This is a genomic window from Rhizobium sp. KDH_Rht_773_N, assembly GCF_052946295.1.
Genome location: NZ_CM129525.1, coordinates 3,856,070 through 3,869,401 on the forward strand (window position 1 = coordinate 3,856,070; position 13,332 = coordinate 3,869,401).

Annotated in this window: 6 protein-coding genes and 1 pseudogene; 6 read left to right on the plus strand and 1 reads right to left on the minus strand. The window is 67.0% G+C overall.

Annotated features, from left to right (window positions below; all coding sequences use genetic code 11):
* Positions 1-12 precede the first annotated feature (12 nt).
* The 6 genes from ACU8HS_RS19155 to ACU8HS_RS19180 all read left to right on the plus strand — a co-directional run bounded on the left by ACU8HS_RS19155 (position 13) and on the right by ACU8HS_RS19180 (position 11,895).
* On the plus strand, positions 13-756 hold the full coding sequence (locus ACU8HS_RS19155) for a glycerophosphodiester phosphodiesterase family protein (RefSeq protein ID WP_447014956.1): 744 nt from the start codon (positions 13-15) through the stop codon (positions 754-756).
* A 440-nt stretch (positions 757-1,196) separates the two neighbouring features.
* Entirely contained in the window at positions 1,197-6,518 is a 5,322-nt protein-coding gene (locus ACU8HS_RS19160; protein ID WP_447014957.1) for a DUF4082 domain-containing protein, read from the plus strand.
* Between the two features lie 49 nt (positions 6,519-6,567).
* On the plus strand, positions 6,568-7,800 hold the full coding sequence (locus tag ACU8HS_RS19165; RefSeq protein WP_447015924.1) for a GTP-binding protein: 1,233 nt from the start codon (positions 6,568-6,570) through the stop codon (positions 7,798-7,800).
* Positions 7,801-7,898: 98 nt separating this feature from the next.
* Positions 7,899-8,204 carry a hypothetical protein gene (locus ACU8HS_RS19170; RefSeq protein WP_112569499.1) on the plus strand — a complete coding sequence of 102 codons (306 nt, stop codon included), beginning with the start codon at positions 7,899-7,901 and terminating at the stop codon, positions 8,202-8,204.
* Positions 8,205-8,281: 77 nt separating this feature from the next.
* Entirely contained in the window at positions 8,282-10,426 is a 2,145-nt protein-coding gene (locus tag ACU8HS_RS19175; protein ID WP_112758928.1) for a peptidase domain-containing ABC transporter, read from the plus strand.
* Positions 10,423-11,895 (plus strand): HlyD family type I secretion periplasmic adaptor subunit, encoded by a 1,473-nt coding sequence (locus tag ACU8HS_RS19180; protein WP_447014958.1) that lies wholly within the window; start codon positions 10,423-10,425, stop codon positions 11,893-11,895. The genes ACU8HS_RS19175 and ACU8HS_RS19180 overlap by 4 nt, the downstream gene beginning before the upstream one ends.
* Positions 11,896-12,037: 142 nt before the next feature.
* On the opposite strand, the pseudogene ACU8HS_RS19185 reads toward ACU8HS_RS19180, so the two are convergent.
* Positions 12,038-13,206: pseudogene (locus tag ACU8HS_RS19185) on the minus strand (IS481 family transposase); the annotation flags it as partial.
* Positions 13,207-13,332 lie beyond the last annotated feature (126 nt).

The window sequence follows — 13,332 nt, forward strand, 5'->3', positions numbered from 1 at the left end:
GAAGGATATTCCATGACGCTGATTACCGGCCATCGCGGCGCCCGCAACCTCTGGCCCGAAAACTCGCTCACCGGCTTCCGCAACGCCGTCACGCTCGGCGTTGATGCCATCGAATTCGACGTTCACCTGACGCGGGCGGGCGAACTCGTCGTCATCCACGACGCCACGCTGGAGCGCACCGCCGAGGCGTCCGGCCCGGTGCAGGAGCTGTCGGCCGAGGCCCGCAAGGCGACGCTGCTGAAGGGCACGGGCGAGGGCATCCCGACGCTTGGCGAGGTGCTTGAAGTGCTTGCCCCGCACGCCGGCATCGACCTGCATGTCGAAATCAAGATCGACGAGACCGGCCGGCCCTATCCCGGCATCGCCGCCCGCGTCGCCGCCGAGCTTGCCCGCTTCGGCGTCGGCGAGCGCTCCTATCTGACCTCCTTCGATACGTCGGTGCTGGAGGATTGCCGCCTTCACGCGCCTGCCGTCTCGCGCCTCGTCTCCGTCAACGCCGCCTGGGCCGAAAAACAGGGCGGCCTCGGCGCCTTCATCGAGCGCGTGGACGGGCTGGTGGAAATCGTCGCCATCCATCACGCACTGATGGAGGCCGAATGGGACCTCATCCGCACCCGCCTGCCGCTCGACCGCCTCTGCGTGTGGACCCTCAACGACGAACCCGCCATCCGCCACTGGCTGAACCGCGGCATCGGCAGCCTGACCTCGGACAGCCCGGATCTGGCGCTGAGGCTGCGGGCAGATGTTGCGGGGTGAGCAGGGCTCGCCTGCGCCCGCAGCCCCCTCATCCGCCCTTCGGGCACCTTCTCCCCGCTGGGGCGAAGGGGGAGACTGTCGCAGCCTTCACGACAAACCGGGCGCCTCGATGGAGCAGGACGTCGCGACACTCCCCTTCTCCCCAGCGGGGAGAAGGTGCCGGCAGGCGGATGAGGGGGCCGCACGGCACAACAGAAGACGCACGGCCTCGTGAGCGGGGCAAGAGCTCGCCCCTCGCACCGCTGACGAAGAGAAGAGGAGGTGCGGCCATGTCCTGCTCCGTCATCCCGCACGCCGCCGGCATCCTCCTATCGGCGTAGGCCAGCACCACCCGCGTACCCCCTTATTGCTGTCGTCCGTACTCGCGCGAAAGCTGCCAGAATGCGTGGTTGAAACGCTGCTTCACGGGTCGGTTGAGGGGCAGAGGGGGGACGCCGCTTATGCGGAGAATTCGCGTTAGTAACGTCGAGTATCTGAGTAGCTTGGGTGGAACGCTGAATATCTGTCGGGCGCCGGCGGCCTGGAGCGCGGTGCTGGGCAGTGCGACGGTCGTGTCTTCAGACGCGTCGCCCGGCCTTGCCCGGCAGGGCGGGGCATTTTCCTTCACGGCGGGGGCTTCCGCCGGCTCCTTGTCTCTTGGCGGTGACATGATGGCGCCGGGCGCGCTTGCGGTGCCGGGCGGGGCGCAGGCGGCTTCCGTTTCGCCGGCGCCGGCGGGCGATGCTGGCGGGCGCGGGGCGTCGGGGAAGACGGCCTCGGCGGCGGCGGTGTTCGAGGCGCCGTCCGAAGCCGGCTCACAATCGGCCGCGCCGGTGCGCGCGGTCCTGGCGCCCGATCCGTCCGAGGAGGCGGCGAGCCTGCCGGCTGCACCGGCCCTTTCGGCTGTCGCCAGCGAGAGCGGGGCTGCGGGCGGCAAGACGGCCACGCCGGTCGATCCCGCCGCCGGTTCCGGCGCGGCGTCGGTGCGGCTGCAATCCTCCATCGCCTCGTTTTCGCTGCAGGCCAGCACGCCGCAGGCGGGCGAGCAGACTTCCGCCGAGGCGGCGGCGAGCCCGGCTGCGCTTGCCGCGCCGGCAGCGGCAGCGGCTGCCGCCACGCCCAACAAGATCGCGCTCGAAAACATGAAGACGGGCAACCCGATCAGCGAATGGGGCATCGAGGGCGACGGCAACGGCACGATCCAGGGTTTTGCCACCGAGATCAGCACCAATATCGGCGGCACGGTCGATTTCAAGATCGCCACCGACAGCACCAGCTACCGCATCGATATCTACCGCATGGGCTATTACGGCGGCATGGGCGCGCGCAAGGTGGATTCCATCGAGCAGCGGCTGACGACGGCGCAGGTGCAGCCGCACCCGATCGTCGACATGTCGCTCGGCCTCATCGATTGCGGCAACTGGTCGGTTTCGGCCGGCTGGGAGATCCCGGAGGAGGCCGTTTCCGGCGTCTATTTCGCCAAGCTGGTGCGCGAGGACGGCACGGAGGATGCGAGCATCATCCCCTTCGTGGTGCGCGACGACGCCTCGACCAGCGATATCGTCTTCCAGACCTCGGACACGACCTGGCAGGCCTACAACGCCTGGGGCGGCGCCAGCCTCTATTACGGCGAGGTGCCCGTCGATCCCGCCGACATGATCGGCTACCTGCCGCCCAATTGCAGCTGCGGGCTGACCGCCATCGGCCGCGCCTCGGCCGTCAGCTACAACCGGCCGATCATCACCAATACGAGCCCGATCGGCGGCACGCACGACTATATATTCGGCGTCGAATCCGCCGCCATTTCCTGGCTGGAGCAGAACGGCTACGAGGTTTCCTACATTTCCGGCGTGGACGCCACGCGCAACGGCGCGCTGCTGCTCAACCACGATGCCTATCTCTCCGTCGGCCATGACGAATACTGGTCGGCCGAGCAGCGCGAGAATGTGGAAGCGGCGCGCGATGCCGGCGTCAACCTCGCCTTCTGGAGCGGCAACGAGTGCTACTGGAAAGTGCGCTGGGAAAGCAGCATCGACGGCAGCGGCCAGGCCTACCGCACCATGGTCTGCTACAAGGAGACCTGGGGCACGAGCACCGATCCCAGCGATACCGGCACCGGCACCTGGCGCGACCCGCGTTATGCCGATCCGGGGCAGGAGCCGGAAAATTCGCTGACCGGCACGCTGTTTACCGTGGACAGCTACCGCCAGGATACGATCTCCATTCCCTACGACTATTCGAACCTGCGCTTCTGGCGCAATACCGAAGTGTCGGAGCTCAACGAGGGCGAGACCTACGAGCTGGTGCAGAACCTGCTCGGCTACGAATGGGACAGCGATGTCGAAAACGGCTTCCGGCCGGCCGGCCTCGTCAACCTGTCGCTGTCGTCGGTCGCCGTCAGCACCTATCTGCGCGACTACGGCTCGACGGTGGGCGAGGCGGTGGCGACCCACAGCCTGACCATGTACCGGGCGGCCAGCGGCGCGCTGGTCTTCGGCGCCGGCACCGTCTTCTGGTCCTGGGGCCTCAGCGACAACCACCAGGGGCCGTCCACGCCGACCGACCGCAACGTGCAGCAGGCGATGGTCAACATGTTCGCCGACATGGGCATCCAGCCGACCACGCTGGACGCGAGCCTGATTCTGGCCACCCAATCGACCGACACGGCAAAGCCGACCTCGACGATCACCTCGCCGATCATCGGCGCCTCCTTCCTCGAAGGCCAGCATGTGACCATCACCGGCACGGCGCAGGATACGGGCGGCGGCATCATTGCCGGCGTCGAGGTTTCCACCGATGGCGGCCAGCACTGGTTCAAGGCCACCGGCCGCGAGAGCTGGACCTATAATTGGGTGGTGCAGGCAAGCGGCACCTATACGATCATGTCGCGCGCCGTGGACGACAGCGTCAACATGGAGGCGCCCTCGGCCGGCCGGCAGGTCACGGTCAGCCTGCCGTCCACGCAGGGCCTGTGGACGCTTGCCGAAAAGCCGGAAACGGAAGTGGCGATCGACCGCGACCCGGTGGAACTCGGCCTGCGCTTCCAGGCGACGACGGGCGGCTTCGTGCAGGGCATCCGCTTCTACAAGGGCTTCTACAATGTGGGCGAGCATGTCGTCAGCCTGTGGAGCGGCGACGGCACGCTTCTGGCGACGGGCGTCTCGGCGGGCGAGTCGCTCTCCGGCTGGCAGACGGTGATGTTCTCCTCGCCGATCCAGATCGCCGCCGGCGTCACCTATGTCGCCTCCTATCACAGCAACGGCTATTATTCCGTCACCGACGATTATTTCGGCTCCACCTATGCCAGCGGCGCGCTGAAGGCGGTGGATGGCGGCGGCGTCTATGCCTATGGCAGCACCAGCACCTTCCCCGGCCAGAGCCCCGGCGGCACCAACTACTGGGTGGACGTGGTCTTCGACGCCGGCGCCAACACGGTGCCGGTGGCCGGCGACGACAGCGGCCTGACGATCTCGCGCAACGGCACGCTGACGATTTCCATCGCCTCGCTGCTGGCCAACGATACGGATGCCAACGGCGACGCGCTGACGATCAGCGCCGTCGGCAACGCGCTGAACGGCACGGTGACGCTGAACAGCCAGGCCGGCACCATCACGTTCACGCCCGCTGCCGATTATGCCGGGCCGGCGAGCTTTTCCTATACGCTCTCGGACGGGCGCGGCGGCACGGACCAGGCCAGCGTCAGCCTTACCGTCGATCCGGGGCCGGCCGGCCAGTCGCTGTTTGCCGCAAACGAGGGGCCGACGGGGCCAAGCGTGCAGGAAAATTCGCCGCTGGAGCTCGGCATGCGCTTCGTCGCCTCGGCGGGCGGCACGATCACCGGCATCCGCTTCTACAAGGCCGAGGGCGATACGGGGCCGCATACGGGCTCGATCTGGAGCGCCGACGGCACGCTGCTTGCGACGGTCAGCTTCATTGCCGAGTCGGCTTCCGGCTGGCAGACCGCCGCCTTTTCCAGCCCGCTGCAGATCTCGGCCGGCGTCACCTATGTCGCCTCCTACCACACGACCGGGACCTATGTGGCGACCTCGGGCTATTTCAACACGGCCCATACGAACGGCGCGCTGACCGGCCTTGCCGGGGCGAACGGCGTCTATGGCTACGGCGCGGGCACGACCTTCCCGACGGCGAGCTACCAGTCCTCCAACTATTGGGTCGACGTCGTCTTCAACCAGTCGACGGCCAATACCGCGCCGGTCGCGGCCAACGACAACGGCTACACGACCTATTCCGACACGGCGCTGTCGCTTGCCGCCGCCAGCCTGCTTGCCAACGACCATGACGCGGACGGCGACCCGCTCGCCATCACGGGTGCGAGCGGCGGGGTGAACGGCACGGTGACCTTCAACAGCCAGACGAATACGGTGATCTTCACGCCGAATGCCGGTTATACCGGGGTGGCAAGCTTCACCTATACGATCTCGGACGGGCATGGCGGCACCGCCTCGGCCACCGTCAGCCTCACGGTCAACGCGCAGCCGGGCGGGGGCGAGACGACGAGCCTGTTTACCGGCGCCGACATGTCGGGCGTCACAGCCGCCAACGACAGCAATTCGGTCGAGCTCGGCGTCAAGTTCATCGCCTCGGCCGACGGGCGCATTACCGGGCTTACCTATTACCGCAGCGCGCAGGATACCGGCACGCATGTCGGCTCGCTGTGGACGGCGAGCGGCCAGCTTCTGGCGCAGGCGACCTTCATCAACGAGACGGCGAGCGGCTGGCAGACGGTTTCCTTCGCGCAGCCGGTCAACGTCACGGCGGGTGTCACCTATGTCGCGAGCTACCATTCCAACGGCTTTTATGCGGCAAGCGCCAACTATTTCACCACCGACCATACGAGCGGCGCGCTGACGGCGCCGGCAAGCACGATCAGCGGCGGCAACGGCGTCTATGCCTACGGCACCGGCAGCCTGTTTCCCAACGAAAGCTACAATGCCAGCAATTACTGGGTGGACGTGCTCTACCAGCAGGGCGCGCAGAACGCGGTTCCCGTTGCCGCCAACGACAGCGGCTATACGACGCAAACCGGCACGCCGCTTGCCCTCCAGGCCGCAGCGCTTCTTGCCAACGATACGGACGGCGACGGCGATACGCTGACGATCACCGGCGTCAGCGGCGCGGTCAACGGCTCGGTCGCCTGGAACGCGCAGACCCAGACCGTGACCTTCACGCCCAATGCCGGCTATTCGGGACCGGCCGGTTTCAGCTACCAGATCTCGGACGGCAAGGGCGGCACGGCGACGGGGCAGGTGGCGCTCACCGTCAACGAGCCGGCGGCGGGGGCGGAGCAGAACCTCTTTGCCGCCGGCGACACGCCTTCGCTCGTCTCGGTCAACGACAACCAGCCGGTCAATCTCGGCATGCGGTTCCAGGCCGATGCGGCAGGCTGGATCACCGCCATCCGCTTCTACAAGGGGGCCGACAATACCGGCCCGCACAGCGGCTACCTGTGGACGGCGTCGGGCACGCTGCTTGCCAGCGTCACCTTCGACAACGAGACGGCCTCCGGCTGGCAGACGGCCCAGCTCAGCCAGCAGGTCGCGGTCGAGGCGGACACGACCTATGTCGTTTCCTACTCCACATCAGGCAACTATTCGGCAACCGGCAACTATTTCGGCAGCGAGGTGACGAACGGGGATCTGCGGGGGCTCGCCGGCAATAACGGCGTTTATGCCTATGGCGCGGCGGGGCTGTTCCCGACCGCCAGTTACAACAACACCAACTATTATGTGGACGTAGCATTCAGGCCGCAGCTCGCGGCGTAACGCCGGCGAGGATGGAAGACCAAGCATCGGGTATAGCGTGATGATATCGATGACGGGTGCGGATAACAGACTGCCGGTAACGGTTCTCGCCGGGTTTCTCGGCGCCGGGAAGACGACTGTCCTCAATCATGTGCTGAGTAATCGGGAAGGTCGCCGGGTTGCCGTCATCGTCAACGATATGAGCGAGGTCAACATCGATGCGGACCTCGTGCGCGAAGGGGGTGCAGACCTTTCGCGCACGGACGAGACCCTGGTGGAGCTGACCAACGGGTGCATCTGTTGCACGCTGCGGGACGATCTGCTGGGCGAAGTGCGCCGGCTCGCCGCCGCCGGCCGCTTCGATTACCTGCTGATCGAGGGCACCGGCATTGCCGAGCCGCTGCCGGTGGCGGCCACCTTCTCCTTCCGCGACGAGAGCGGGGCGGCGCTTTGCGACGTGGCGCGGCTCGACACGATGGTCTGCGTCGTCGACGCGATCAACCTGCTCGCCGATTACCGCAGCGCCGAGTTCCTGGCCGATCGCGGCGAGCGGCGCGACGGCGACGACGAGCGCCGGCTGGTGGAACTGCTGGTCGAGCAGATCGAATTTTCAGATGTCGTCATCGTCAACAAGGCGGGCGACGTGGCCCCGGCAACGCTTGCCGAAGTGCGCCAGGTCGTGGCGGCGCTGAACCCGGACGCGCGCGTCGTGGAGGCCGTGTTCGGCCAGGTGCCGCTCGATGCGATCCTCGATACCGGCCTGTTCAGCGAGGCGAGGGCCGCCCGCCACCCGCTCTGGCACAAGGAGCTTTACGGCTGGGGCGAGCATGTGCCGGAGACCGAGGAATACGGCATTTCCAGCTTCGTCTACCGCGCCCGCCGCCCCTTCGACCCGGCGCGGCTCTGCGCCCTGCTGGACGAGCCTTTGAAGGGCGTCATCCGCGCCAAGGGGCATTTCTGGCTGGCGACGCGGCCGGACGAGATCGGCCTGCTGTCGATTGCCGGCACGCAATGCCGCATCGGCACGCGCGGCTTCTGGTGGGCCTCGGTGGCGCGCGCCTACTGGCCGCGCCATCCGCAATTCCTCCAGATGATCGAAAAACACTGGGACCAGGCCTGGGGCGACCGCCGCCAGGAGCTGGTCTTCATCGGCTCGGGCTTCGACGAAGAGGCGATCCGCGCCGCGCTCGACGACTGCCTGGCTGGGGAGGAGACGGGTTTCGAGCCGGAGATAGCCATCGGCCTTCGCGACCCGTTTCCGGCCTGGCGACACGATATTCATGCATCGGACCGAAAAGTGTGAAGCGGTTTTCGGATAATCCGATGCATCGACAAAAGACAACATCGCACCATCGGAAGGCGTGAGGCCGTTTCCGGACAGATCAACCAGAGGAGGACATGATGAGCAGCGAACTTTACGCCGACGGGATCGGCGAAATCACCATTACCGGCACGATCGTGCGCATCGACCTGATGTCGCTTTCGGCGACCGAGCGCGATGCCAACAACAACCCGAAGCCGGTCTTCCGCCAGCGCATCGTCATGCCGGTGGATGCTTTCGCCAATGCCGTCGATCTCATGCAGAAGGCGCTCGGCGGGCTGGTGGAGGCAGGCGCGGTGCGCCGCATCGGCGACATGTCGGCGGCCGCCGCCGCCGATATCCAGGCGCACGCCCCGGCGTCCAACGCCTCGCCGAACTTCAACTGAGCGGCAGGGCCGGGACCCGCCGGAAGGCCCCGGCCGCATGAGAACAAGCCTCGGTCTCGTATTGTTTCGGGTGGGCCATGAGTGGATTTCTGCATACGAACCTGCATTGTCTTGCGCTCGTCGCGCGCCACCACGGCGTCGATCTTTCTCCTGAGCGGCTGCAGCACGATTATGCCGTCGGCAACGATCCCGTCGCCGTGCGCCAGCTTTTGCGCATGGCCAAGGATGCCGGCCTGCGGGCAAGGCACCTGACGCTCGACTGGGCGGGCCTGCTGCGGCTCGGCGAGGCCTTTCCGGCGCTGGCCGAACTTTCCAACGGCAACTGGGTGGTGATCGCCGGCGCCGTCGGCGAGGGCGAGGCGGCGCGCATCCGCGTGCTCGATCCGCTGGCCTCGCGCGCCGAAGTGCTGATGCTGAGCGAGGAGCAGTTCGCCAGGGCCTGGCGCGGATCGCTGGTGCTTCTGAAGCGCAATTACCGCATGTCGGACGAGGACCGGCCCTTCGGCTTCAGCTGGTTCGTGCCGGAGATCATCAGGCAGCGCAGCTTCTTCCGCGACGTGGCGCTCGCCGCCTTCGTGCTCTACGGGCTGGGGCTGACGACGCCGATCTTCTTCCAGCTCGTCATCGACAAGGTGCTGGTCCACCAGAGCTACGCGACGCTGACGGTGCTGACGGTCGGCATTGCGATCGCGCTCGTCTTCGACGCCACGTTCAGCTTCCTGCGCCGCTACCTGCTGCTCTATGCGACGAACAGGATCGACATCCGGGTGGCGACCCGCACTTTCGGCCATCTGCTGAACCTGCCGATCGCGCTGTTCGAGCAGGCTTCGGCCGGCGTTCTCGTCAAGCATATGCAGCAGACCGGGCGCATCCGCGAATTCCTGACCGGGCGGCTGTTCCTGACGCTGCTCGACGGCGTCTCGCTCTTCGTCTTCGTGCCGATCCTGCTGCTCTACAGCGTCAAGCTGACGCTGGTCGTGCTGGGTTTCGCGGGTCTCGTCGGGCTCGTCGTCATGCTGCTCGTCGGCCCGTTCCAGCGGCGGCTGAAGGCGCTCTACCAGGCCGAGGGCGACCGGCAGGCGCTGCTGGTGGAAACCGTGCACGGCATGCGCACCGTCAAGTCGCTGGCGCTGGAGCCGCGCCAGCGCAAGGTGTGGGACGATTATTCGGCCCAGTCGATCTCCGTGCGCTTCCGCGTCGACAAGATTTCCACCATCGCCCAGTCGCTGACGGGGCTTCTGGAAAAGCTGATGAGTGTGGCGATCATCGGGCTCGGCGCGCTCGACGTGTTTTCCGGCGCCATGACGATCGGCGCGCTCGTCGCCTTCAACATGCTGGCCGGGCGCGTTTCCGGGCCGCTGGTGCAGATCGTCACCATGGTTCACGAATATCAGGAGGTGGCGCTTTCCGTGCGCATGCTCGGCGAGATCATGAACCAGCGGCCGGAACAGGCCGGGCGCGGGCGCGGGGTCAGGCCGCATCTGCACGGGCGCATCGAGTTCGACCGCGTCACCTTCCGCTATGCGCCCGATACCGCGCCGGCGCTCGACAACGTCTCCTTCGCCATTCCGGCCGGCAGCGTCTTCGGCGTGGTCGGCAAGAGCGGCTCGGGCAAGACCACGATCACCCGGCTCATCCAGGGGCTCTACCAGAGCCAGGAGGGGCTGGTGCGCATGGACGGCTACGACAGCCGCGAGATCGACCTCGTGCATCTGAGAACCAGCATCGGCGTCGTGCTGCAGGACAATTTCCTGTTCCGCGGCTCGGTGCGCGACAATATCGCCGCCGCAAGGCCCGATGCCAGTATCGAGGAGATCATGGAGGTTGCGCGCATCGCCGGCGCGGAAGAATTCATCGAGCGCCTGCCGCGCGGCTTCGACACGATGCTGGAGGAAAACGCCGCCAACCTTTCCGGCGGGCAGAAGCAGCGGCTGGCGATCGCGCGGGCGCTGATCACCGACCCGAAGCTGCTGATCTTCGACGAGGCGACCAGCGCGCTCGACCCGGACAGCGAGGCGATCATCCGCGACAACCTTTCCCGGATCGCGGCCGGGCGCACCGTCATCATCGTCTCGCACCGGCTTTCGACGCTGGTCGATGCCGATGCCATTCTCGTCATCGAGCGCGGCAAGGTCGCCGATATCGGCCGGCACGACCAGCTGGTGTCGCGCTGCATGACCTACCGCCACCTCTGGGCGCAACAGATGAGGCAGGTCGCATGAGCGCCGGGGCCGGAAAAGCGCAAGACAACATGCCGGTGCCGTCAGGCGGGGGCCACGAGAGCAGCGGGAAGGCCAGCGGCGGGAAGGGCCGGGACAGGGGCGAGGGCAGGCAGCTTGCCGCCCGCCTGCCGCTGCCGCCGGCCATTGCCGAATTCCAGTCCGACGCGGTGGAGCTGGAGGAGCGGGCGCCGCCGCGGGTGGCGCGCATGACGCTCTATTGCGTGACCGCACTTCTTGCCGCCGCCATCACCTGGGCCTCGGTCTCCTCCATCGACGAGGTGGTGATTGCGCCCGGCAAGCTCGTCACCACCCAGCCGACCATCGTCGTGCAGCCGCTGGAAACCTCGATCATCCGCACGATCGACGTCAAGGCCGGCGAGATCGTCCATGCCGGCCAGACGCTGGCGACGCTGGACGCCACGTTCAGCCAGGCCGATGTCGGCCAGCTGAAGGCGAAGTTTTCCGCGCTCGACGCGCAGGTCAGGCGCCTGGAGGCGGAGCTGACCGGCGAGGACTATGCGAAGATCGCCGGCAGCACGCCGGACGAGCAGCTGCAGGTGCAGCTCTTCGGCCAGCGGCGGGCCTTCTACATGGCGCAGATGCAGAATTTCGAGCAGCAGATCGCCGGCCAGTCCTCCGTGCTTGCGGCCAACCGCAATCAGGAGGCGGTGCTGAACGACCGGCGCGAAAACCTCTCGCAGATCGAGGCGACGCGCAAGAAGCTCTACGACAAGCAGAGCGGCTCGCTGCTCACCATGCTCGGCTCGCGCGACGCGCGCCTCGACGTGGAGGCCGACATTACCGCCGTGCGCGGCAAGGCCGACGAGGCGGCGCACGCCTATGCCAAGCTGCGCGCCGACCGGCAGGCCTTCGTCGAGGATTTCCGCCGCGCGGCGATGGAACAGCTGGTCGACCTGCGCAGCCAGCGCGACATGGCCGGCGAGGAACTGAAGAAGATGGAGCTGCGCCGCACCATGGTGGCGCTGACGGCCCCGGCCGACGCCGTCGTGCTCGATCTCGCCCAGCGCTCGGTCGGCTCCGTCGTGCGCGAGGCCGAGCCGGTCGTCACCCTGGTGCCGATCAACGTGCCGCTGGAGGCCGAAGTGTCGATCAACACGCGCGACATCGGCCGGGTGGCGGTCGGCAAGGACGCCCGCATCAAGCTCGACGCCTATCCTTTCCAGAAATACGGCACGGCCTCGGGCGAGGTGCGCACGATCAGCCAGGACACGTTCCTGACCGGCCAGCAGGACCCGAACGCCCCCCCGTCCCAACCGGCCGCCGCCCCCTTCTTCAAGGCCCGAATCCTGCTCGCCGACACAAGGCTCAACGCCTCCGACATGCCCGTGCGCCTGCTGCCCGGCATGACCGTCACCACCGAAATCAAGGTCGGCAACCGCACGGTGATCTCCTACTTCCTCTATCCGCTGCTGCGCGGACTGGACGACGCAATCCGGGAGCCGAATTGAGGGGGCGGGCGAGGCGCGTGGGCGCCCAGCCAGCCCGCGACGGCACTGCCGGGAGGCCCGCCCGACAGCGCCTCGCCCGGCCCCCGCAGCCGTTCTGCCCCGAGGCCCACCCCAACCACCTCATCCCTGTGACAAGTGTAAAGCCCGGAAACATACCTGACAGATGTTCGGAGACATACCTGACAGTCAGTCCTGGCTTTTGAGGTTGATTTTTGCGACCTGCGTTGCGCCGAAGAAGACGCCGTAGAGACCGTCTTGCTGGAGCGGTCGGATGGCGAGGGGTTCGGATCTGAAGGCGTTGGGCACGCGCCAGAAGCGTCCCTTGAAGCTGACATAGCCCTTGGTCGCTCCGACGCGGCGCACGATGTCCGAGCTGTCATAGACCGGTTCGGGCAGGCGGTCGGGAAAGGGGCGCGGCGACGGCCTGTAGCGGCTGGCCGGCACGGCCATGTCGATGCCCTGATGGGGACGGCGATGGTTGTAGATGTCGCGCCAGCGGTCGAAGGCGCGCTGCGCCTGGGCGTGGCTGGCGAGGGCTGCAAAGTCGAAGACCTCGGCCTTGAGGCTGCGGTGGAAGCGCTCGTTCTTGCCGCGGCCCTGGGGATGGTAGGGCCTGGCATGGATGACGTCGATGCCGAGCTTGAGCAGCCAGATGCGCAACCGTGTCCATTGATTGGGCACGCCGGTGCCCCATGGCGGGCCGTTGTCGGTATAGATGGCCATCGGCAGGCCGTGGCGGCGCAGGATGGGCTCCAGCCGGGCGCGGACGGTCTGCATGCGCTCGTCGGCGCAGGCTTCGAGCCCGACGGCGAAGCGGGAATGGTCGTCGATGATGGTCAGGGGATGGCACCACAGGCCCGAGACGAGTTGCGTGCGCCCCTTGAAGTCCATCTGCCAGAGCAGATTGGGCGCCTCGCGTTCGAAACGGCCGAGCGCCGGCTGCCCGCCCCTCTGGGGCATGATGCGGTCGTGACGCACCAGGATGGCATGGACGGTGGAAGCAGATGGCGGCGCCGTTCCCAAATCCTGCAGCCGGCGGGCGATCTTGCGCGCGCCCCAGGCCGGATGTTCGTCACGGATGGCGAGCACCGCGCCCTCGAGACCGGCTGCGGTACGCCGTGGGCTCGCATGCGGCCGGCGCGATCGGTCCTCCACCGGCTCGCCCGCCTGCAGGCGCCGCAGCCAGACATAGCCCGTCTGCCGGCTGATGCCGAAACGCTGGCAAAGCTGAGAGACGTTCGCCCCTTCAAGCCCGGCCAGCCGACAGAATTCCAAACGCTCATCCACAACAGACCTCGACCGCCAAACCATCCAAACCTCCCGAGAAACCATCTCGGAAGTGTCAGGTATGTCTCCGAACATCTGTCAGGTATGTATCAAGGCCGTACAACAAGCACAGGGATGAGGGTGGCCAGGGAAGCGTCGCCACCCAAAGCC